At 34.3% G+C, this 23,402-nt stretch carries 21 protein-coding genes; 12 read left to right on the top strand and 9 right to left on the bottom strand.

The window, feature by feature from the left end; all coding sequences use genetic code 11:
* Window positions 1–76: 76 nt before the first annotated feature.
* The 3 genes from DXU93_RS07370 to DXU93_RS07380 all read right to left on the bottom strand — a co-directional run bounded on the left by DXU93_RS07370 (window position 77) and on the right by DXU93_RS07380 (window position 2,701).
* Window positions 77–1,042, bottom strand: coding sequence for an OmpA family protein (locus tag DXU93_RS07370; protein WP_116880629.1), 966 nt, complete (start codon window positions 1,040–1,042; stop codon window positions 77–79).
* Between the two features lie 116 nt (window positions 1,043–1,158).
* The gene (locus tag DXU93_RS07375) at window positions 1,159–2,097 is read right to left on the bottom strand and encodes a M20/M25/M40 family metallo-hydrolase (protein WP_116880686.1); all 939 of its coding nucleotides are present in this window, start codon (window positions 2,095–2,097) and stop codon (window positions 1,159–1,161) included.
* Window positions 2,084–2,701, bottom strand: coding sequence for an IMPACT family protein (locus DXU93_RS07380; RefSeq protein ID WP_116880630.1), 618 nt, complete (start codon window positions 2,699–2,701; stop codon window positions 2,084–2,086). The genes DXU93_RS07375 and DXU93_RS07380 overlap by 14 nt, the downstream gene beginning before the upstream one ends.
* Before the next feature lie 42 nt (window positions 2,702–2,743).
* Here DXU93_RS07380 and DXU93_RS07385 point away from each other — a divergent pair, with 42 nt between their 5' ends.
* From DXU93_RS07385 to DXU93_RS07440, 11 genes are all read left to right on the top strand, one after another.
* Window positions 2,744–3,256, top strand: coding sequence for a hypothetical protein (locus DXU93_RS07385; RefSeq protein ID WP_123776078.1), 513 nt, complete (start codon window positions 2,744–2,746; stop codon window positions 3,254–3,256).
* A gap of 92 nt (window positions 3,257–3,348) precedes the next feature.
* The gene (locus tag DXU93_RS07390) at window positions 3,349–4,416 is read left to right on the top strand and encodes a bifunctional 3-deoxy-7-phosphoheptulonate synthase/chorismate mutase type II (RefSeq protein ID WP_116880632.1); all 1,068 of its coding nucleotides are present in this window, start codon (window positions 3,349–3,351) and stop codon (window positions 4,414–4,416) included.
* A 539-nt stretch (window positions 4,417–4,955) separates the two neighbouring features.
* Window positions 4,956–8,336, top strand: a complete 3,381-nt coding sequence (locus tag DXU93_RS07400) for a methylmalonyl-CoA mutase family protein (protein ID WP_116880634.1) — start codon at window positions 4,956–4,958, stop codon at window positions 8,334–8,336.
* A 471-nt stretch (window positions 8,337–8,807) separates the two neighbouring features.
* The gene (locus DXU93_RS07405; protein WP_116880635.1) at window positions 8,808–9,104 is read left to right on the top strand and encodes a hypothetical protein; all 297 of its coding nucleotides are present in this window, start codon (window positions 8,808–8,810) and stop codon (window positions 9,102–9,104) included.
* A 6-nt stretch (window positions 9,105–9,110) separates the two neighbouring features.
* Entirely contained in the window at window positions 9,111–9,398 is a 288-nt protein-coding gene (locus tag DXU93_RS07410; protein ID WP_116880636.1) for a cell division protein ZapA, read from the top strand.
* 91 nt (window positions 9,399–9,489) lie between these two features.
* On the top strand, window positions 9,490–11,022 hold the full coding sequence (gene rny, locus DXU93_RS07415) for a ribonuclease Y (protein WP_116880637.1): 1,533 nt from the start codon (window positions 9,490–9,492) through the stop codon (window positions 11,020–11,022).
* A gap of 230 nt (window positions 11,023–11,252) precedes the next feature.
* Window positions 11,253–13,127, top strand: a complete 1,875-nt coding sequence (locus tag DXU93_RS07420; RefSeq protein WP_116880638.1) for a T9SS type A sorting domain-containing protein — start codon at window positions 11,253–11,255, stop codon at window positions 13,125–13,127.
* An 85-nt stretch (window positions 13,128–13,212) separates the two neighbouring features.
* Window positions 13,213–13,707, top strand: coding sequence for a hypothetical protein (locus tag DXU93_RS07425; RefSeq protein WP_116880639.1), 495 nt, complete (start codon window positions 13,213–13,215; stop codon window positions 13,705–13,707).
* 28 nt (window positions 13,708–13,735) lie between these two features.
* Entirely contained in the window at window positions 13,736–14,398 is a 663-nt protein-coding gene (locus DXU93_RS07430; RefSeq protein ID WP_123776079.1) for a hypothetical protein, read from the top strand.
* A gap of 122 nt (window positions 14,399–14,520) precedes the next feature.
* Entirely contained in the window at window positions 14,521–15,882 is a 1,362-nt protein-coding gene (locus DXU93_RS07435; RefSeq protein WP_116880641.1) for a pyridoxal-phosphate dependent enzyme, read from the top strand.
* A 7-nt stretch (window positions 15,883–15,889) separates the two neighbouring features.
* Window positions 15,890–16,669, top strand: coding sequence for an ABC transporter substrate-binding protein (locus DXU93_RS07440; RefSeq protein ID WP_116880642.1), 780 nt, complete (start codon window positions 15,890–15,892; stop codon window positions 16,667–16,669).
* Window positions 16,670–17,025: 356 nt separating this feature from the next.
* Here DXU93_RS07440 and DXU93_RS07445 read toward each other — a convergent pair whose 3' ends face one another.
* Window positions 17,026–18,315, bottom strand: coding sequence for a hypothetical protein (locus tag DXU93_RS07445; protein ID WP_123776080.1), 1,290 nt, complete (start codon window positions 18,313–18,315; stop codon window positions 17,026–17,028).
* A 138-nt stretch (window positions 18,316–18,453) separates the two neighbouring features.
* Between DXU93_RS07445 and DXU93_RS07450 the strand changes: the two genes are divergently transcribed.
* Window positions 18,454–19,008, top strand: a complete 555-nt coding sequence (locus DXU93_RS07450) for a 1-acyl-sn-glycerol-3-phosphate acyltransferase (RefSeq protein WP_116880644.1) — start codon at window positions 18,454–18,456, stop codon at window positions 19,006–19,008.
* Window positions 19,009–19,129: 121 nt separating this feature from the next.
* On the opposite strand, the gene DXU93_RS07455 is transcribed toward DXU93_RS07450, so the two are convergent.
* The 5 genes from DXU93_RS07455 to ftsH all read right to left on the bottom strand — a co-directional run bounded on the left by DXU93_RS07455 (window position 19,130) and on the right by ftsH (window position 23,393).
* Window positions 19,130–19,366, bottom strand: coding sequence for a hypothetical protein (locus DXU93_RS07455; protein ID WP_116880645.1), 237 nt, complete (start codon window positions 19,364–19,366; stop codon window positions 19,130–19,132).
* Window positions 19,367–19,403: 37 nt separating this feature from the next.
* Window positions 19,404–20,069 (bottom strand): phosphatidylserine decarboxylase family protein, encoded by a 666-nt coding sequence (locus tag DXU93_RS07460; protein ID WP_116880646.1) that lies wholly within the window; start codon window positions 20,067–20,069, stop codon window positions 19,404–19,406.
* 145 nt (window positions 20,070–20,214) lie between these two features.
* A complete protein-coding gene (locus tag DXU93_RS07465; protein ID WP_116880647.1) occupies window positions 20,215–21,030 on the bottom strand; it encodes a phosphatidate cytidylyltransferase in 816 nt (271 codons plus the stop codon).
* Window positions 21,023–21,319 (bottom strand): putative signal transducing protein, encoded by a 297-nt coding sequence (locus DXU93_RS15270; RefSeq protein ID WP_116880648.1) that lies wholly within the window; start codon window positions 21,317–21,319, stop codon window positions 21,023–21,025. Before DXU93_RS15270 ends, DXU93_RS07465 begins: the two co-directional genes overlap by 8 nt.
* The gene (gene ftsH, locus DXU93_RS07475) at window positions 21,249–23,393 is read right to left on the bottom strand and encodes an ATP-dependent zinc metalloprotease FtsH (RefSeq protein WP_116880649.1); all 2,145 of its coding nucleotides are present in this window, start codon (window positions 23,391–23,393) and stop codon (window positions 21,249–21,251) included. Before ftsH ends, DXU93_RS15270 begins: the two co-directional genes overlap by 71 nt.
* Window positions 23,394–23,402: the final 9 nt, after the last annotated feature.

The raw sequence follows: 23,402 nt of genomic DNA on the forward strand, positions 1-23,402 counted from the left end.
CTGAAGAATGAAAAGTTATTAATGAGTAATTAAACCATTCGTAATCCGATAACTATCGGATCGTAATTAACTTCCTTTATTTCTCAATCAATTCCATTACTTCACTAAGGTCTGGGGATAAAATAATTTCAGTTCTTCTATTTTTTGCTCTTCCTTCAGCAGTTTCGTTGCTTGCTCTAGGGTCAAATTCTCCTCTTCCAGAAGCTGTTAGTCGATCTGGATTCAAACCGTGTTCGCTTTGTAAAATTCGAACCATCGAAGTTGCTCTTGCAACACTTAAATCCCAATTGTCTTTGTATTGCGCTGTTTTAATTGGAATACTGTCTGTGTGTCCTTCAACTAAAATTTGGAATTCTTTGTTTTTCTTTAAAACATCTCCTAATGCTTTTAAGGCCTCTAATCCTTTGTCTTGAACATTTGCTTTTCCAGATTTAAACATCAATTTATCTGACATTGAAACATAGATTTTACCGTTCTTGATTTCAGTAGTTAGTTCATCGCTATCAAAACCGAGTAAGGCTTCTCTTAAAACACGGTTTAAACGTTCGGCAATTGAATCTTGTTTTGCAATTTCTTGTTCTAAAGCTTTGATTTCTTGTTCCCTTTCGCTCAGTGCTTCCTCTTTCATGGCTAGGTGGCGCTCTTTTTCTTTGAGTCTTTCATCAAAAAGGTGTCCTTGATTAAGTTTTTCAGTAATGGCTTCAGAATAGCGTTGGCTTAAATCCATGTGTTCTTTCTCCAAAGACACTAAGTCTTCTTTGGTGGTGTTGTATTTGTGTTTAAGTTCTTTGTTGGTTGAAGATAAACTGTCGTTCTCAATTTCAAGTTTTTGATTGGTTTTCACCAAGAACTCATTCTCTTCTGTTTTAATACTTACTGTTTCACAAAGATCATCACGTTCTTCAACCACATCCATTAAACGACTGCTTCCTTGAATTCCACCTTCTGGACGAGGTTCTCCACATTTGTAAATAGGCGCACAAGAAGCGAGTGAAAAAACTGCTCCAACAAATAGATATTTTAGGTTTTTATTTTTTATCATCGTTTTAAAATTTTTGTCAATTACTCAAATATAGTGATTTAATATTTTTTAAATGAAAAGTGAAAAAATTAAGAATGAAAAATAATCCGAAAACTATCGGATCGTAATTGAATAATCTAAATCTCTTTCATTAAAACTTTATACAATTCAATCATTGCTTCGATATCTGAAATATATACTTTTTCGGTAGGCGAGTGGACATTGTCTTCTGGTGCGCCAATAAAACACCAGTCAAATGGTAGATCTGTCATTTGTAGCATTGAGCCATCACTTCCTCCAGCAGATTCAACTTCTAACTGATATTTAATCTTGTTTTCTTTTGCAAGCGCAATAATTTTATTCAAGAAGCTTCTTCTCGGAATGGCTTTGTCACGCATCGAAATCGCAACACCTCCATCGTGTTGAACACCATCTGTTACCCAAGTGATGTCTGAAATTAGGGCTTGACGAACTTTGTAATTATCATAAAGAAAGCGTCCTAAGAAGCCTACAGAACCGCCTCCGTGTTCTTCGTAAGTAGAAAATACGACAGCTCCATTTTCTAAGTCCTCACAAACTGTTAGCGCATTTAAAACACCTAAACGATTGTCTAAATATGGTGTTTGAACGTGTTGATCAGTTAAATTGAAGTCAGGTTTAAAACTTAAGTTGGTTCCTCTGTCAATCTCACGATCAAAAACATATTTTAAAGTTGTGTTACCTTCATCGTCTTCAATCACCATCAATTCTGTTTCGATTTCACCTTGACTGTCGCTACCAACGAGTTTCATTCCGTCAATGGTACGTGGACCACCAATTTTAATTAAGTTATTGTTGTATCCAACCGTAAACCCTATGGTGTCGGTATGAGCGAAAATCGCAGTTCTTGGTTTTCCGAAAATCAATACAATTGCGTCTTGAAAGCCTTCACCATGATGAACTTCTACTTCACTTTTCCAATTTGCTTTGTTTTCATTGACATAATTAAGGATGAAATCTTTGATTGCTCCTTCGTCTCCGGAAGTTCCTCGAACTTCTATTAATTTTTCTAGTAACTCTGGTTTAAAATGTGCCAATTTTTTCAATTTTTAAAGATTCAAATCCTTTTAGTTTCTCCAATAGGAGTGCAGTTCCGTCAATTTCTATTGCAATACTTAAATAGCAATCGTTTTCAAAAACTTGCTTGTTGATTTTTGCGTTATTGTCTTTCACCACATCCATAATCAAAGCCATATCTTGATAATCAAAGAATAATTCAAAACGGTCTTTCACCACTTCTGTAATGATTTTTCCGTTTTCAAGTGCTTCTTTCGCTGCTGTTCTGTATGCGTTGATTAATCCACCGACACCTAGTTTTGTTCCTCCATAATAGCGAACTACTCCAATTAAAACATTGGTTAAATCATAGGATTGTATTTGTCCTAAAATAGGAGCTCCAGCCGAATTACTTGGTTCTCCATCATCGTTTGCACGATAAAGATCTTTCATGATTCCGAACCTGTAAGCATAGCATAAATGTCTTGCTTGGTGGTGTTCGTTGTTCCATTTTGCAAGAATTTCTTTGGCTTCATCTTCGTTTTCGCAGTTGATTGCGATTCCAATAAACTTGGATCCTTTTTCTTTGTACTGTCCTTCAGAAGTGCCTTTTAAGGTTTTGTATGTTGTGGGTATTTTCAGTATATTTGACTTTTATGCAAATATAATAAGTAATCTACGAAAAGTATGAAGTTCAATTTATCAATATATGTTTTTGTTTGTTTTTTAATGTTTTCTTGTGATAAAGAAGAGCAATCTTGTTCAGATGGGAAATTTACTCCAGAAAAAGAAGAAAAAGTTGATTGTGGCGGTGTTTGTCCTCCTTGTGATTTCGAACCAACAGTTATCGATCATTATGTTTCTGCTAAAGTAAATGGAGAAAGCGTTAGTTTTACAGATTTTGGAATTGCTAAAAACGCTAATTATATCCTCACATTTTTTAATGATAGTTTGACCTTTAATCTCAATTTAGGAGCTGATGAATCCTTGGGAAGTCATCAAGTGCTTGAGATGAATTCAAACGGAACGAAGAATGGAGAGCAATTCCTTGAACTTTATGAGGGAGTAGTTGTTTTTTCGGAGGTAGATACGGTGAATAAAGAAATGTCTGGATTCTTTAAAGCAAAGTTTCATAAAACATCAAACTATTCTGATACTTTGGCGCTCACTTCCGGAGCATTTTCTAAAGTTTCTTGGTAGTGAAGACCTTTTACTTAAATCCAATTAAAGGGTTGAATTAGCTCTTGAAGTCATGATTTAAATGATGTGACTTTTATAATCGAAAATATCCAATGAAATTAGATTTACAGCATAATCTGAAAAAATATAAGCGTCCTTTTTTAATCGCTGGTCCATGCAGTGTGGAGAGTGAGGAGCAAATGATGCAAGTGGCCCAAGACCTTTCGGAGCTTCAACCTGCACTTATCCGTGGTGGGATTTGGAAGCCAAGAACACGACCTAATTCATTTGAAGGAATAGGAGCGATTGGTTTGCCTTGGTTGGTAAATGCTGGAAAAGAAGTTGGAGTTCCAGTTACAACAGAAGTGGCCAATGCGATTCATGTTGAAGCAGCCTTGAAAGCAGGAGTTGATGTGCTTTGGATTGGCGCCCGAACTGCAGTGAATCCTTTTGCGGTGCAAGAAATTGCCGATGCTGTTCAAGGAACTGATATCACTGTTATGATAAAAAACCCGATCAATCCAGATTTAATGCTTTGGATTGGTGCATTTGAGCGTTTTCAAAAGGCGGGAATCAATGATTTGATTGCTATCCACAGAGGTTTTTCTGTTTATAAACACCCGCGTTATCGAAATGTACCGAATTGGGAGATTCCTATCGGGTTAACAGAAGAAATGCCTGAAATCCCATTGATTTGCGACCCAAGTCATATTTCAGGAAGAAGAGATGGATTGTTTCCGATAGCGCAAAAGGCAATGGATTTGAATTTTGCTGGCTTGATGATTGAAACCCATAATAATCCTGATAAAGCATGGTCGGATGCACAACAACAAATAACTCCAAATCAATTAAAGGAATTACTTGATCAATTGGTTTTAAGAAAAGCCGATATTCATGTTGAAGGACTGGATTTTATAGGAATTCAACGAAAAAAGATTGAAGAAATAGATAACCAACTTTTTAACTTACTCAAAGAAAGAATGGAGATTGTAAGAGATATTGGTGAGTATAAGAAAGAGAAAAACATTACTATTCTACAATCAGAACATTGGAAGAAAATGATTGAACAACGCCTTGCTCAAGCTGAACAGTTAGAGTTGAGTATTGATTTTCTTCGCAGTGTTTTAGACGCAATCCATCAAGAGTCTATTCGCCATCAAACAAAAGTGATGAACCCGTAGTTAATTATGGATTTTCAATTACGAATTACGGATTACGAATTGGAGAATTGTGTGAATTCGCAACCGAATATCCATATTTAAATAAATCCATTGAAAGTAGTTTGGTTAAGAATTCTAGCTGGAAATAGTTCTCTCATCGTTCCGATTTCGAGATGACCTCGCTTATGTGGTTTGGTTTGAAAAAAGTGTGGGGAAAATTGGGTGGGGAAGTCGTTTAAATTTCTCCACACTTTTTTCTTTAATATCTCTTTGGACTGGTCATCTCGAACGACTTTGTCGGAGAGATCTTTTCCGGTTAAAACTGTTTTTCGAATCATGGTAGAGTATGTGGTATCTACTAATTTTAGAAAAAAATAACTCAAATGGTGTTCAGCCTTTAATCAATTACGAATGTTCAATTACGAATTACGGATTACGAATTACGAATTGGAGGATTGTGTGAATTCGTAATTAAACCATTCCTAATTGATTAATTCCTAATTCGTAATTAATTTCACCATAAACTCCTTATATTTGCGGGTATTCATTAGAATAAAATTATGGAGAAAATTATACCTTATAAACCAAAGAATAAAGTAAGAATAGTTACTGCAGCCTCACTTTTTGATGGCCATGATGCAGCAATAAACGTAATGCGTAGAATCATTCAAGCCTCAGGTTGTGAGGTGATTCACCTTGGACACGATAGAAGTGTTGATGAGGTTGTAAATTGTGCTATTCAAGAGGATGTGCAAGCTATTGCAATGACTTCTTACCAAGGAGGGCATACAGAATATTTAAAATACATGTATGATTTGCTCCAAGAAAGAGGGGCGCCACAAATCAAAATATTCGCAGGTGGTGGTGGAACAATCCTTCCTGATGAAATTAAAGAATTACATGAATATGGAATCACGCGTATCTATCATCCAGATGATGGTCGTGAGATGGGATTGCAAGGAATGATCAATGATTTAATTGAACAATCTGATTTTACAGTAGGTAAAGATGTAAAAGTTGATCCTAAAAGCTTAAAAAACAAGAAAGACGCAGATATTGCAAAAGTGATTTCAGCAGCAGAAAATCATCCAGAGGAATCTAAACAACTTCTAGATGAAATGCATGAATTGGCTGAAAAGGCAAATGTTCCAGTACTTGGTATTACAGGTACAGGTGGGGCTGGAAAGTCATCACTTGTAGATGAATTAGTGCGTCGTTTTCTAATCGATTTTGAAGATAAACACATCGCTGTTGTTTCTGTAGATCCGTCGAAGAGAAAAACTGGTGGAGCATTGCTTGGAGATAGAATTAGAATGAACTCTATTTCTAGTGACCGTGTTTATATGCGTTCTTTGGCAACGCGTCAATCTAATTTAGCACTTTCTAAATATGTTGCAGAGGCATTGTTGGTACTTAAAGCAGCAGAATATGATTTAATTATCCTTGAAACTTCTGGTATTGGTCAGTCTGATACAGAAATCATGGACCATTCAGATGCAAGTTTGTATGTGATGACGCCAGAATACGGTGCTGCAACACAGTTGGAGAAAATCGATATGCTTGATTTCGCCGATGTAATTGCATTGAATAAATTTGACAAACGTGGAGCTTTAGATGCTTTGAGGGATGTACGTAAACAATACCAAAGAAATCATGTGCGTTTTGATGACGCTGTTGATGATATGCCTGTTTACGGTACAATCGCTTCGCAGTTCAACGATCCTGGAATGAATCAGTTGTATAAAGTTTTGATTGAGACATTGAATGAAAAAACTGAATCAAAATTGACGTCTACTTTTGAAATCACAGATGAAATGTCAGAGAAGATATTTGTGATTCCACCAGAAAGAACACGTTATTTATCAGAAATTTCTGAAAACAATAGAAATTATGACCGTTGGGTTGAAAATCAAGTAGCGGTAGCAGATAAATTGTACGGAATTCAAAAATCAATGGATACCATTTCAGAAAGTGAAATGGAAGACAAAGATCGATTGGTGAAAGGATTGACTGAAGCTTTTGAAAAGTTGAAAATGGACTTAAATCCTCACAATTGGGAAGCCATTGAAACTTGGGGCGACAAAGTACAGAAATATAAAGATCCTGTCTTTAAATTTAAAGTGAGAGATAAAGAATTAAAGATTCAAACACATACAGAATCACTTTCTCACCTACAAATACCAAAGATTGCCTTACCAAAATATTCTTCATGGGGAGATATTTTAAAATGGTTGCTACAAGAAAATGTACCGGGTGAATTCCCATACACAGCAGGATTATTCCCTTTCAAACGTGAGGGAGAAGACCCAACAAGAATGTTTGCAGGAGAAGGAGGACCAGAGCGTACAAACAAACGTTTTCACTACGTGAGTTTAGGAATGCCTGCAAAACGACTTTCTACAGCATTTGATTCAGTAACATTATACGGAAACGACCCTGCGGAACGTCCAGATATTTACGGGAAGATTGGTAACTCTGGAGTTTCAATTTGTTGTTTAGATGATGCGAAAAAATTATACTCAGGATTTGATTTAAGTGATCCGAAAACATCTGTTTCAATGACCATCAACGGTCCAGCACCAATGTTGTTAGGTTACTTTATGAATGCTGCCATTGACCAAGCCTGTGAAAAATACATCAAGGCCAATGGAATGGAAGAAGAGATTCAAGCGAAAATCAAATCAATTTTTAATGAATTAGGAACAGAGCAACCAAAATATCAAGGTGAATTACCTGAAGGAAATGATGGCTTAGGTTTGATGTTACTAGGATTGACAGGAGATCAAGTTTTACCAGCTGATGTTTATGCTCAAATTAAGAAAGATACACTAGCTGTTGTTCGTGGAACAGTTCAAGCAGATATTTTAAAAGAAGATCAAGCTCAAAACACATGTATTTTCTCAACAGAATTTGCATTGCGTTTGATGGGAGATGTTCAAGAGTATTTCATTAAAGAAAAGGTAAGGAATTTCTATTCTGTATCTATTTCAGGATACCATATTTCAGAAGCAGGAGCTAATCCAATTACACAATTGGCATTAACGCTTTCAAACGGATTTACTTATGTAGAATATTACTTAAGCCGTGGAATGGACATCAATGCATTTGGTCCGAATTTATCATTCTTCTTTTCAAACGGAATTGATCCAGAATATGCTGTGATTGGTCGTGTAGCAAGAAGAATTTGGGCAAAAGCAATGCGTGAGAAATACGGAGCGAATAAACGTGCTCAAATGTTGAAATACCATATTCAAACCTCTGGACGTTCTTTACACGCTCAAGAAATTGATTTCAACGATATTCGCACAACATTACAGGCTTTGTATGCAATTTATGACAACTGTAATTCATTACATACGAATGCTTATGATGAGGCAATTACAACACCAACAGAGAATTCTGTACGTAGAGCAATGGCTATTCAGTTAATCATCAACAAAGAGTTAGGTTTAGCGAAAAATGAAAACCCAATCCAAGGATCTTTCATTATTGAGGAATTAACAGACTTAGTTGAAGAAGCAGTGTTGACAGAGTTTGACCGTATTACAGAAAGAGGCGGTGTGCTTGGTGCAATGGAAACAATGTATCAACGTTCTAAGATTCAAGAAGAGTCATTACACTATGAAACGTTGAAGCATACAGGGGAATTCCCAATCATTGGAGTGAATACATTCAAAAGTTCTCAAGGTTCGCCAACGATTGTACCAAAAGAAGTTGTACGTGCAACCGAAGAGGAGAAGCAATATCAAATTTCAATGTTAGCTGACTTGCACGAAGCGAGAAAAGAAGAATCAGAGAAATGGTTAAACATTCTTCAGGATGCAGCCGTGAACAATGAAAATATGTTTGAGACATTGATGGAAGCAAGTAAGTTCTGTTCTTTAGGACAAATTACCAATGCGCTGTTTAATGTTGGAGGACAATACAGAAGAAATATGTAATTTGTTTAAAGCATATCGGGAGCTTTACTAGTTTTCTTTTAATTGGAAAAAGATTTCTCCGACAATGTCGTTCGAAATAACTAAGTCATCTCGAAATCGGAACGATGAGAGATCTATTTTCAATTAACAATTTTAGTAAAGTCGAATGTTTTAATTACACTTAATTTTATAACTAGCTTTGTGATAAACCAAGCCTGAGAGGTAATACTTCATTCAGAGATAAATAAAATTATTGGTAAAGTATCCGATATCCATTTATTATTTAAACAAATAGATTGAATTTTTATTCAACTTAAAAAGTTGTAATATTTTGAAAACACCTCAATTACTTGTGATTGAGGTGTTTTTTTATTTTTACGATAAATAAGTTTTTCTTGTTGATTTTGGCTTGAATCAATTTAAATAAATCAAATCAAAATTTTATTGCTTTATAAGCACACGAATATTATCTTTGTAAAAGTCGTACAAGAAATGGAAGAAATTCAAAAAGTCATAGCAGAGATTGAAACGAAAGTCGCTAAAATGCGATCTTCTTTGAAGAATGCGAATGCTGAAAAAGCAGATTTAGTTTTAGAAATTAAGTTACTTAATGAGAAGTTAAGTCAACGAGATGTTGAAATTAAAGACTTTAAAGAGAAGTATGATGATTTAAAACGTCAACAAATTGATCAGATTACGAAGGAACAAGAAAGTCGTAAATCAAAAGAAGTTCAAGTTGACGCATTAGTAAGGGAAATAGATGACTGTATAAGTCGATTGAAAGCATAAATAACAATGAGTAAAGTGTCAATTAAAATAGTGATTGCCGGACGCAATTATCCACTCACCATCAACGAAGGTGAGGAGGAGTTGGTTCGTAAAGCTGTGGAGGACATCAATACAAATGTTCAAAAGCTTCAAGAGAGTTATGCAGTAAAAGATATGCAAGATTTATTAGCAATGACTTCATTGCAACTGGCAACACGCGCTAATTCAGCGCCATCAGATGGTAAAGAAAGAGTTCTGAAATCAGATGTTTTAGGAGCACTAAAATCGTTATCGGAAGGTATTGAAGGAGAGTAAGTAACTTGCATTTTATTTATAATAAACGTTTCCCACTTTTTGAAAAGCAATATTGCTTTTTAAGCTGTGGGATTTTTAATTTTTAAGAACTATGGAAATAATAATAGGAGTGAGCATTGGGCTGATTATCGGTGCCGTCGTTGCTGTACTAGTGCAAAATGTGCTATTAAAAAAGAGGAAAGAACAGATCCTTCATGAAGCAGAGACGGAAGGAGAATCAATTAAAAAAGATAAGATTATTCAAGCAAAAGAAAAATTCTTAAACTTGAAACAAAATCATGAGAAAGCCATCAAAGACCGTGAGCGTAAATTGCAGTCGGCAGAAGATAGAGCTAAAGCTAAAGACAAAAACTTATCAAAGAAAATTGAAGAGTTTAATCGAAAAGAAAAATCTTTAGATGCTAAAACGAAGACGCTTGATGAAAAGATTCAATTGAATGTAACAAAGCAAGAGGAGCTTGAAAAAATTCAAGATAAGCGTGTTTTAGAACTTTCTCGTATTTCAGGAATGGATGTCGAGGAAGCGAAGAAACAATTGATGGAGGCCTTAAAAGATGAAGCCAGAACTGATGCAATGGCGCACATTAAGGACATCGTCGATGAGGCAAAACTAAATGCCAATCGTGAAGCGAAAAAAATCATTATTCAATCGATTCAACGTGTAGCACATGAGCAAGCCATTGAAAACTCAGTTTCAGTATTTAATATTGATTCAGATGAGGTGAAAGGTAGAATCATCGGTCGTGAAGGACGAAACATTCGTGCTTTAGAATCAGCTACAGGAGTAGAGATTGTTGTAGATGATACACCAGAAGCTATTTTGTTGTCTTGTTTTGATCCAATTCGTAGAGAAATCGCAAGATTATCTATGCACCAATTGGTTTCTGATGGGCGTATTCACCCAGCAAGAATTGAAGAGGTAGTTGCAAAAACGAGAAAATCATTAGATGATGAAATCGCAGAAACAGGACGTAGAACTTGTATCGATTTAGGAATTCATGGTTTACACCCAGAGCTTTTGAAAATGGTAGGTAGAATGAAATATCGTTCTTCTTACGGGCAAAACTTATTACAACACAGTAGAGAGGTAGCCAACATTTGTGCGATCATGGCTTCAGAATTAGGATTGAATGTGAAATTGGCGAAACGTGCCGGACTTTTACACGATATAGGTAAAGTTCCAGAAGATGAACCAGAATTACCACACGCAATTTTAGGAATGAAATTGGCAGAGAAGTTTGGTGAAAAACCAGATGTTTGTAATGCTATCGGTGCTCACCACGATGAGATTGAAATGAATGCAATGATTTCTCCTATTGTACAAGTAGCAGATGCTATTTCTGGAGCGCGTCCAGGTGCACGTAGAGAAGTTGTTGAATCATATATCAACAGAATTAAAGAATTGGAAAATCATGCCCTTTCTTATGACGGTGTAATTAAAGCCTACGCTATTCAAGCCGGTAGAGAATTACGAGTTATGGTAGAGAGTGAGAAAGTTTCTGACTTGAAAGCGGATGAATTATCATTTGCGATTTCTCAAAAAATTCAAACAGAAATGACTTATCCAGGACAGGTGAAAGTGACTTTAATTCGAGAGAGAAGATCTGTGAATTACGCGAAGTAGATTGCCAAATAAATTAATTATAGTTGAAATGTCATGCTTTTTAGTATGGCATTTTTTGTTACTTGTATTTTTCCATTTAAATATCTTTGTTTTAACTGTCCTAATTTTGACAAAACGAATGAATTATAATTTGTCTATTGTAATAAATGATTTTCTCACAACATTTTAGCATTCTAAAATGTTTAGTCTACACGGCTTAACTTTTTTGAAAAATATTTTATTTTTGTGGTATGAAAAATCTTTACATTCTTGTGTCATTTTTAGTTACAATGAGTACATTTCAAGTTTCTGCGCAATCGGATGAAACGACCAAAGCAACTAAAAAACAAGGTACATTTTTAGGACTTACTAAGCCATTGCGAGAACTTCCACAAATCCACGATGAAAGCTCGGCTGTTTATTATAATGACGAAGCAAAAGTTAGAAAAAATAGAGTAAGGCCAGAACATGTTGATACAACGGCATTGCCAAAAAAATACGATCCATTAGCATATAAGCTGAAAACAAAAGCACCTGGTCCTGCAGAAAGATTTAGAGGTGAAGTAAACTTGATTGAAAACTTTGATGGAATGGATGGTGCTTTTCCACCAGATCCATCGGGAGCTGTTAGTGAAAATTATTATGTTCAAGCAGTAAATACAGCATATCGTGTTTATAATAAAGACGGTTCTCCAGCTACTGGAGTTATTCAATTGAGTGATTTGTGGCCGGGTTCGAGTAATTCGGGCGACCCAATTGTAATGTATGATAGACATGCTGAAAGATTTGTGGTTACTCAATTTCAAACAGGATCGAATGAAATATTACTAGCAGTTTCTGAAACCTCTGACCCAACAGGTGCATATTATGCTTATTCTTTTTCTTTCAGCACTTTTCCAGATTACCCGAAATACTCCGTATGGTCTGATGGTTATTATATGACTTCCAACACTTCAGGAAAGGACGTTGTGGCTTTTGAACGTGAGAAAATGTTGGTTGGAGATCCTTCTGCTTCAATGATTTCAATGAATTTGCCATCATATACTTCTCAATATGGTTTTAGAAGTGTTCTTCCTGCAGATGCCGATGGTGATTTGCCTCCGTATGGAACACCAATCAGTATGTTTTTGTTCCAAGATGACGGTTGGAGTACTTCTATATTTTCAGACCATATCAAAGTATTGAAAATGGAGATAGACTGGAATAATCCAAACAGCTCTTCAATTACAGTAGATCAGGAAATTGATACCGCTCCTTTTAATGCTGTGTTTACCAATAGTTGGGATGATATAGAACAAAAAAACACGAATCAAAGATTAGACGCTATTGCTTCGGTATTTAATTATAGAGCGCAATACTTAAAGTGGCCAACTTACAATACGGTTTTGCTGTGTAATGTCGTTGATTTAGATAATAATAATGTTGCTGGAATCAGATGGTATGAATTACGTCAAGATGATGATAATAGCAATTGGACAATTCACCAACAAGGTACCTATGCTATAACCGATGGAAACAGTCGTTTTTTAGGAAGTATCGCCATGGATTACAATGGTCATATCGGTATGGGATATTCTGTTTCCGGACCAACTGAATATCCAGGTTTAGCAGCAACTGGAAGATTGGCAAATGATCCATTAGGTGAGTTTACTTTTACTGAAACTTGGGCTAAAAAAGGTGAAATTTATCAATCTAATGCCAATAGATATGGTGATTATTCTCATATGTCGCTTTCTCCGAACGGTCAAGAATTTTGGTTTACAGGTGAATACATTGGAGATGGAGGACCAATTGGGGCAAATGGTGTGAGAAAAACAAGAATATTTTCATTTAACCTTCAAGAACAAGTCAGTGTTGAAAATGAAGAAGGCAGTAAAGACCCAACTTTGGTCATTATTCAAAATGATGACCAAATTAAAGTAGAAGGAAATAACCTACCTACAGCAGATGAAATGTATATTGATTTATTTGAAATTAGTGGGAAATTGATAGAACGTCAATCTAAAAAAAGTACGGAAGGAACAATTATCACTTCTTTTGATAAATCAAAATTAACACCTGGAATTTATCTTGTACGCCTTGGTAAAGAAAGTTTTATGCGCGTAGAAAAGATTGTAGTTCAATAGTGTTGATAAACTTAATGAGAATGTTTAAACCTCCTTTTTTATCTGATTAAAGGAGGTTTTTTTTTGTATTGATAAACCATAAGTAATGCTGACGAAAAGAAAATTATTGAAACTAATGGACTGGACTTATGGTGGTATGTTTATCTATTATTGTCCAGTGTTTAAGCATGAAATAGAGTTTAATACCTATCTCAATGATGCCTCCGAAATAAGTCCTAGAATAATTCAAACCATCAATGAATTTTTAGCTGTGTCAGAAGAAGAGTATCAGTTTATTGAAGAGCGTTTATTCAATATTTTTAAATCAACTTATCTTCTAGAAGAAACTAAAATGGACTTCCTTTTGCGTTCTTTGAATGTCGATGAGTCGAATCTCTTGAGAAACTTTATTGAAAATGATTGGATTCTAATTGAATTACTTTGGGATGATATTCATCAGTATAAAAATAATTATGTGAAAGTTGGTTTTTACTATCCTACTGATGATTTCGCAACCTATATAGTTTTTGAAAACGGTCAACTTAAAGCAGCTTTTGCTCATGATGGGAAAGACGAATATCCTACTTCGATATTTAGTTGATCTTAGATTTTCTTCTATTTTTATGAATATGAGAAATGTACTTTGGATTGCTATATTATTGCAAATTTTACTTTCTTGTGGTGGTAAAGAAGAATCTAAGCTTGCCTTTAAATTGACTTATAGTACTCATGTTGAGATTTTAGACCAGTCAATGCCAATTGAAACTCAAAATTATTTCTTACAAAAATATGGAGATAGTGTTGAAGTTATATATGGTAGTCAAGGAAGCATTCGTTCTGATTATTATGGTTCAGGTCCCAAAGGTTTGAGTTATATATTTTATAATCAGTCAACCCATAAAAACTGTGCTAAATGGAAGAACCTAGAAAAGCTATACTGTTATGATGTGAGGAGAAATGATTATATCTTGGATTCTAGTAAATACATTAAAACGGACAATGGCTTTATGCTCAAACATTATTCACAAAATCCAAATGACGAAGAAATAATTATTCAAACGTATACATTTATAGACGACTCTTTAAAGGTTGATGGTAAACTGTATTCAAATTTTAAGGATTTATCTTTTAATGTAGTTTTAGCAAAAGCCAATCAATTGCCTATCAAGATAGTTCAGACTTCTGAAGGAGTTCGAATTACAACTGAACTCCTAAATGTTTCAAGGATTTCAGATCCTATTTCTGATTTGTATGAAATTATGCCGAATTTAATACTCCAAAATGCTCAATAATTAAATGGTTTTAGGGCATTAAGCTAGGTGTTTGTCTATGAATTTACGTTAATGATTAATAATTAATCTAGAATAATTTATTCTTCCCTAAGTACTTATTATCTTTGCACAAAACAATTGGAATGAAAGTTTACAACAACATACTTGAAACGATAGGGAATACACCAATCGTGAGATTAAACAAAATGACAAAAGACCTAGAAGGAGACTTCTTGGCTAAAGTAGAAACAACAAACCCAGGTAATTCTGTGAAGGATAGAATGGCTGTAAAAATGATTGATGAAGCTGAAAAGCAAGGATTAATCAAGCCTGGTGGAACTGTAATTGAAGGTACTTCAGGTAATACAGGAATGGGATTAGCTTTAGCATGTATCATACGTGGTTATAAATTGATCTGTGTATTGAGCGACAAGCAAAGTAAGGAGAAAATGGATATTCTTCGAGCTGTTGGAGCTGAAGTTGTTGTTTGTCCAACAAATGTTGAGCCGGAAGATCCTCGTTCATATTATTCTGTATCGAAAAGATTGGCGGAAGAAACTCCAAATTCTTGGTACGTGAATCAATATGATAACCTAGCAAATCGTGAAGCACATTACGAATCAACTGGACCTGAAATTTGGGAACAAACAGAAGGAAAAATCACTCACTTTGTGGTAGGGGTGGGAACTGGAGGAACAATTTCGGGTGTTGGGAAATACTTGAAAGAAAAAAATCCAGATGTAAAGATTATCGGAATTGATACTTATGGATCTGTATTTAAGAAATATCATGAAACAGGAATCTTTGATGAAAATGAGATTTATCCGTACATCACAGAAGGAATTGGAGAGGATATTCTTCCAAAAAATGTTGATTTCAGTGTAATAGACCATTTCGAAAAAGTAACCGATAAAGATGCTGCAATTTATACAAGAAAATTAGCCTTAGAAGAAGGTATTTTTGTTGGAAACTCTGCTGGTTCTGCAATAAAAGGTATTCTTCAAATGAAGGATATGTTCAAGAAAGATGACGTTGTTGTGGTTTTATTCCATGACCACGGAAGTCGTTACGTTGGAAAAATGTTCAACGATGATTGGATGAGAGATAGAGGTTTCTTGGAAGAAAATCATAAATCTGCAGAGGATTTATTAGAAAATCACAAAGATCAACCTTTGGTAACTGTAGGAGTGGAAGAATTGGTTTCTCACGCAGTTGCTAAAATGAGACAATATAAAATTTCGCAAATTCCTGTTACAAAAGATGGTGAGTTTGTTGGTTTAATTGATGAAACAGCTTTGATTAATCAATTGGTTGATAATAATGAATTGAAAGATGAAGCAATTGGAAACATTATGGGGCCTAAATTGCCTATCGTAAAATCCTCAACTTCAATTAAAGAACTGTCTAAATTAATCAATAAAGAAATGCCAGCCGTATTGGTTGAGCTTGAAAATGGAAAACACCATATTATCACACGTCATGATGTGATTGGTGCAATGGCTTAGTCTGATTTTGATTGATCAAATAGGAAATAAAATAAATTTAGAAAAGGAACCAGTGCGCATTGTCTCATTGGTTCCTTCTCAAACAGAACTACTTTTTCATCTAGGTCTGGGAGATAGAGTAGTGGGAATAACCAAATTTTGCATTCATCCCAATGAATGGTTTCGTTCAAAAGAAAGAATAGGAGGAACAAAAGATGTCAAAATAGACAAAGTTGCTCAATTAAATCCAGACCTAATCATTGCTAATAAAGAGGAAAATACCAAAGAAGATATTGAGGCTTTGCAGGAAATAGCTCCTGTTTATGTAAGTGATATTTTTAATTTGGAAGACAGTCTCGAGATGATTACTCAAGTGGCTGAACTCTGTAATTTAGCTTCTAAAGGCGAAGAAATAAAATCAGCAATAAGAAAAAACTTTAGTACTATAGTTCCATTTCTAAATAAACCAAAAGTTGCTTATTTAATTTGGAAAAATCCATATATGGGAGTTGGATCTGATACATTTATTGATTTTGTATTATCGGATTGTTTGCAGATGGAGAATGTTCTGGCCAATCAATCACGTTATCCAGAGCTTAACTTAGAAACTATTCCAACATTGGATTATCTATTTCTGAGTACAGAGCCATATCCATTTAAAGAGAAACACATCGAAGAATTACAGTCTGATTTTCCTGATACAAAAATTGTTTTAGTAGATGGTGAATTTTTTACTTGGTACGGTTCACGATTGATTAATGCTCCGAAATATTTAAATGGATTAATGAAGGAGTTGATTGATGATTAAGTAGTAGTGTTTTTCTATTTTTGATGTAATCTCGAATTGTTTTCAAGCTATCTAATTTTAGAATATTATATGTTAATGTAAGTTCTTAGGGACGCGCCTTATATTTTTTTAAAGTTGGAGTGAACTAAAAGTCGCTAATAATGGAGGAAGCTGCAAAGCTTGCGTGGAGATCACCGACATTATCGACTTTTAGAAGTGGAGACAATAAAAAATATCAAGCGCTAGAGTTTTTTGCTTTACTTTTTTTGTCAATGAAAAAAAGTAAAAAAGCCAATTTGATTTATGTCTTTATTTGAGAGTCTTATATGACAATTTTATTTTTAGAATCACTCGGCCGTGCGATTCTACAAATATTATTACAACAACAACATAACTAATTTCGCCATTTCAATAGACATCATCTTACCTTCCTTCATTTTAATTTCTCCTTTAATTTTCATTATCTCTCCTTCTTGTATTGTATGAATATTAAAATGTTCAATGTCTTCTAAAAACTTTTTTGGGTATTTTACTTGCGGTAACATTTTGATAAATCCAGCAACAAAATTATTTCCTTGGATATTTAAAATCGCATCAGGATTTCCTTTTAAAGCAAATTGTGGTGTTTTATTTAATTGTTCAACAGCTAAATTATTTACACCGATATGAATCTCGCTTGGAGAAAGTTGTTTGTATTTAAATAGAATTTCTCCTATTTTAAATTGTTGATTTTTAAAATCAATAGCAGCGCTATAACGACTATTAAGTTTGAATAAAAGTGAATCTACATTAATGTCCTCTTCAAATTGAATAATCCAATCCATATCAGGAATAGGTAGAGTCGCACCACTCACTTTTTGAATTGTGATTCCCTTGAGTGCAATTTGTTGCGCTTTTATTTTTGGGATGTTTATACCTAATGTTTTGATAAAGGGTGTTAGAAAATTAAATTGATGAAGGTCAGTAGCTCTTGTTTGTAATTCTAGGTAATTTGAATCCAACGCTTTAAATTGATGCATTTGTTGAGCTTTAAGTGGACCAATTGAGGGACCACTTCCATTTATTTCTAAAATTTTTCCTCTCAAATCCATCTTGACTTTGAACTTTGATGTTGCATTACGATGTTCTAAAACAATCATTTCAGTTTGAACTGTAATTTCCTCTGATTTATACTTACTATCAATGATGTTTTTAGCAAGAGCTTCATAATGTTTCTTATCTTTCTCTGATATATTTTTATCTAACAGGATAATCACACCAAATTTGTTATTACTAACTTTTATTAAGTTTTTATCGTCAAAATTATATCGTTGAAAAGCTGCTTCATCAGTAATGTTTACTAAAACTCCTTTTGCATTACTAGATTTCCATATATCTTGAAAAAGGATAATTTCAGAAGTTAAATCAACGCCTAATTTTGAACTTTCACTCTTTTTCTTTGGGATAAAGAGTTCTGCTGTTTCTTGATCCAAGTCAGCCTTAAACAATAAGTCGGTCAGAAATGATTTTATCACTAGATGTGAATGAATGGTAATCACAGATTCTACTTCAATTGGTATTAAGTTACGATTACTGAATTGAGGTTTTTTATTAGCGAAAGCCACAAAAAATACAATTGACCATAACCCAAGTAATGAGACTGTCAGTAGAATAATTTTTGTTACCATGTTTAATTTCATTACTGTTGTGAGCTTATTGTATGGAAAAACTATATTTGCACAATTAATTTATGTATCAGTAAATTTAATCAAAAGAGATACATTTTAAGCCTAAGGCTATATATATTGTGAGAACAAATTTAAATTATGGGAAAAATTGCTTGGTGGATATTGAGATTAATGGGATGGAATATTAAAGACAATCCAGAAGGTGTAGAGAAAGCTGTTATTGTGATGGGTCCACATACGAGTAATTGGGATTTTATCATTGGAAAACTTGCTTTCATGCACTATGGTGTTAAAGGTCGTTATTTGATTAAAAGCGAATTATTTAAGCCGCCATTGGGATGGTTTTTAAAAGCAATCGGTGGTATTCCTATTAACCGTAAGAAAAACAACAAGTTTACAGATCAGGCGGTGAAGCATTTTAACGAAAATGATTCTATGTATATGGTTTTTACACCTGAAGGTACAAGAAGTTATAATCCAAATTGGAAAAAAGGATTTTACTATATTGCTTTAAAAGCGAAAGTGCCGATTTACATAGGTTATATGGATTATCCTTCGAAAACGGGAGGCTTTTTAGAATTGTTTAAACCAACAGGGGATGTCAATAAAGACATCGCATTTATAAAGGAGCAATTGTCTCAATTTAAAGGTAAATATCCTGAAAAGGGAATAAGATCAGTTGAAAATGAGTAGGTTGAATTAATGATGGGTTTACTAGATGCTTGAAAAGTATCACCTTTCAAAAAAAGTATGAAACAAAAAAAAGAGAAAAATATAATTTTTCTCTTTTTTTATTCCCGAAATAGTTGGGTAATTATTTCTCTTCAGCCTTTTTCTTACTGCAACAAGATTTCTTTCCTTCTTTGCTTGAACAAGATTTAGCTTCTTTTTTGGTCTCTTTGCTCTTTTTGTCTTTACAGCAATCCTTTTTACAATCGTCTTTACAGTCACTTATTTCCGTTTTTGTAATAACATTTGCGTTTGCTGTAGAAGTATATCCAATTGCTCCGAAAAACAATCCCATGGATAATATCATTAATCTTTTTTTCATCTTTTTGGTTTTAATAGTTTACTCAAAAATAAACCAATTATTTTAATTCCCCAATTTTTGTAATTCGACCTTTGACAACATCACCTATTTTGACATCAATTTTAGTGTCTAATGGAAGTAATAAGTCAATTCTTGATCCAAATTTAATGAATCCAAATTCTTCTGCTGCTTTTACTTTGTCTCCTGGTTGAACGTAGTAACAAATTCTTCTTGCAAGTGCTCCTGCAATTTGTCTAAATAGGACTTCTTTACCACTTTCATGTTCAATCACAAAAGTTGTTCTTTCGTTGTCAGTTGAACTTTTTGGATGCCAAGCAACTAAAAATAATCCCTTATGGTATTTTGCCCATTTTACAATTCCAGAAATCGGATTGAAATTGGCATGTACATTTAGTGGAGACATGAAGATTGAAATTTGAATTCTTCTGTCATTAAAGTATTCTGCCTCTTCGACTTCTTCAATCACTACAACTTTTCCATCTGCAGGACAAATAATTTCATTGGTTTTCTCAATGTATTCAATTTTAGGAACCCTAAAAAATTGGATAATCAGGTAGGCCATTACAATTACACCTAAGGTAAGAATAGCGTATAGCCACCATAAATCTAGAACTGTCCATAAGTAATAGTTTAATCCTTGAATAGCGATTAATATTGCTAATCCAATTGTGATGATGAGATAACCTTCTCTATGTATTTTCATTTGAGTATATTCTGTTTATTTGGGTGTAAATTTAAACTAATTTTCGTTTTTTGGGTATTTCTTTGAACACTATAATTAACTGAAAATATAAATTCTGAATGAATTTCAAAATCAAGAAGATTAGACTGGAAAAATAAAGTGATTCCTAACCCAGGGTTCTCAACAATAAATAGAAAAATGGAGTAGCGTAAATTACAGCATCAAATCGATCAAGAATTCCACCGTGTCCAGGGAGAATTGTACCAGAATCTTTGACATTTACAATTCTTTTGAACTTTGATTCTATTAAATCACCTAAAACACTTGTTGGAGAAATAATGATTGCGGATACAATCCAAAAAGTAAAGTTAGCATCTGTAAAATAAGCGTAAACCGCAGCAGCTACAATTGTAAATATAAATCCTCCAATACTACCTTCCCATGTTTTGTTTGGTGAGATGCGCTCAAAAAGTTTATGCTTTCCAAATGTTCTACCTGATAAATAAGCAAAGGTGTCGTTTGTCCAAACCATGATAAACAATCCGATAATGTAAGTCCATTGCGCGCCTGTCTCAAATTCAAAATTATAAATTGAAAACATCAAGTAAAAAGGGAACATCACATAAATCCACGGGAAGAATGTAACTGTTAAATCGAGTAGGGGATTATTGTTTTTACTAAAAACAACATATAAAAAAGGTAGAAAAACAATTGGAATTAATATTAATTCGAGAGGAATTTCAATAAGATTTAATTGATGGGTAACCAGTAAAGTATAAAGGACTGCTGCTCCTATAATCCCGCTGTATGCCTTGGGTTGTACTATTTGAGATAATTGAAAAAAACGATAAAATTCAAATACACCAATGCACATGAAGAAACCTAAAATAATAGCTGTTGCATATGTTCCAACAATAAATGAGCTGATGATGATTACAACAAATAAAGCTCCCCAAACCGCACGTGTAAGTATGTTATTCATAGTCTTTTTCTATGATGTATTTTGCTCGAATAACATCTTTTTGGTTAACGAAAAGTTCGATTTGACCAAAGTTGTTATAAGAAGAATCCATCTTATTAATTAAAATAACATGGATTCCTTCTTCTTCAAGTTTTAATTTCATAATACTAGCTAAATGTACTTGTGAAGTACGGTAAACTAGCTTGTTTTCTTCAAATTTTGTTACTCTAGGAAGGACCTTATGAATCCAAGTTTTTATCCTCTTCCACATTCGTATCTTTATTGTTCTCTGGCTGAACAGTAGATCCATTATCTGAAGTAGGCTTTTTTGTTTCCTCTTCAATAACACTAGCGTCTTCTGCTGAAACCTTAGCTTGGTCTCCTGCAGCTTGAATTTTCTCAGCCGCCGAAAGCTTATCCCAAGGTCTCTCACCAAAAATTGTGATTAAATCTTCCTTAAAGATAACTTCTTTTTCTAAAAGTTTGTTGGCCAATTCATCTAGTTTATCTTTATTTTCCGTTAAAATACGTTTAGCACGCGCATATTGTTCTTCAATTAGCTTGCTCACTTCCTTGTCGATAATACGGTTTGTCTCTTCAGAATATGGCTTAGTAAATTGGTTTTGACCTTGCGAATCGTAGTAAGAAATATTTCCAACAACCTTGTTTAATCCGTAAATAGAAACCATCGCATAGGCTTGTTTGGTCACTTTCTCAAGGTCACTTAACGCTCCAGTAGATATTTTTCCAAAAACAATTTCTTCAGCTGCACGACCACCTAAAGCAGCACACATTTCATCCAATAATTGTTCTGTTGTCGTTATACTTCTCTCTTCCGGTAAGTACCAAGCAGCACCTAAAGATTGACCACGTGGAACAATTGTCACTTTTACCAATGGATGTGCATGTTCTGCCAACCAAGATACAGCAGCGTGACCCGCTTCATGAAAAGCAATTGATCGTTTTTCAGACTTAGTGATTATTTTATTTTTCTTCTCTAAACCACCAATAATTCGGTCTACAGCATCTAAAAAGTCCTGTTTTTCAACATGTGGTTTGTTCTTTCTTGCAGCAATTAATGCCGCTTCATTACAAAGGTTTGCAATATCTGCTCCAGAGAATCCAGGCGTTTGCTTAGCCAAGAAATCGACATCGATTTCTTTTTCAATTTTAAGTGGTTTTAAATGCACTTTAAATATGGCTTTACGTTCATTAATGTCTGGCATATCCACATAGATTTGACGGTCAAATCGACCAGCACGCATCAATGCTTTGTCCAATACATCAGCTCTGTTTGTTGCTGCTAAGATGATCACTCCTGAGTTAGTTCCGAATCCATCCATTTCAGTCAATAATTGATTCAATGTATTCTCGCGCTCATCATTTGACCCCATGTTGTTGTTCTTTCCACGCGCTCGTCCGATGGCATCAATCTCATCAATAAATATAATAGATGGTGATTTTTCTTTGGCTTGCTTGAATAAATCTCTTACTCTAGAAGCACCAACACCAACAAACATTTCAACGAAATCAGAACCTGACAAAGAGAAAAACGGTACGTCTGCTTCTCCGGCCACGGCTTTAGCCAATAAAGTTTTACCTGTTCCTGGAGGTCCTACCAAAATTGCTCCTTTTGGAATTTTAGCTCCTAGTTCAGTGTATTTAGTTGGTTTTTTTAAGAAACTTACGATTTCTTCAACCTCTTCTTTAGCGCCTTCCAAACCAGCAACATCCTTAAATGTTACATCCGTTCCTTTTCCTTTTTCAAAAACCTTTGCTTTTGATTTACCAATGTTAAATATCTGACCACCAGCACCGCCTCCAGCACCTCCAGACATTCTTTTCATAATGAACATCCAAATAGCGATAATAATAATGATCGGTAATAGGAAACTGAAAATCTGTCCTACATAGTTATGTTCTTCATCAACACGGTAAGAAATCGTTTCAAATCCTGCTTCTTTTCTATTGTCATTAATGGATTCAAATTCCTTGATGAATGCCTCTGTTGAAGCGATATCGAATGAGAATTGAGGGGAAGCTGATCCTAAGGTTTTTCCAGAATTGTTCATCGATCTGCGAATTGTTTCAAAATCCGGTCCTGAAAAATCACCCTGCTGAATAGCGGTCATTCCCGATTCATTGATTTTGAAATCAACTCGTCCAACATTTCTCCATAAAATTGTATTCTCTACAAATCCTTCATCCATCAAGGTTAAGAAAGTTTGTTTTGACTGTAATTCTTTAGAGGTAGAAGAACTCATAAATACTTGGATTCCAATAATTAGGATTCCAATAGCCGCATAGATCCAATAAATAGAATATGGATTCTTTTTATTTGTAGGCTTCTTTTTGTTTTGATTGTTTTTGTTTTCTTTTGCCATTTCTTAGGT

The sequence above is a fragment of the Brumimicrobium aurantiacum genome, from assembly GCF_003402975.1.
Taxonomy (GTDB): domain Bacteria; phylum Bacteroidota; class Bacteroidia; order Flavobacteriales_D; family Crocinitomicaceae; genus Brumimicrobium; species Brumimicrobium aurantiacum.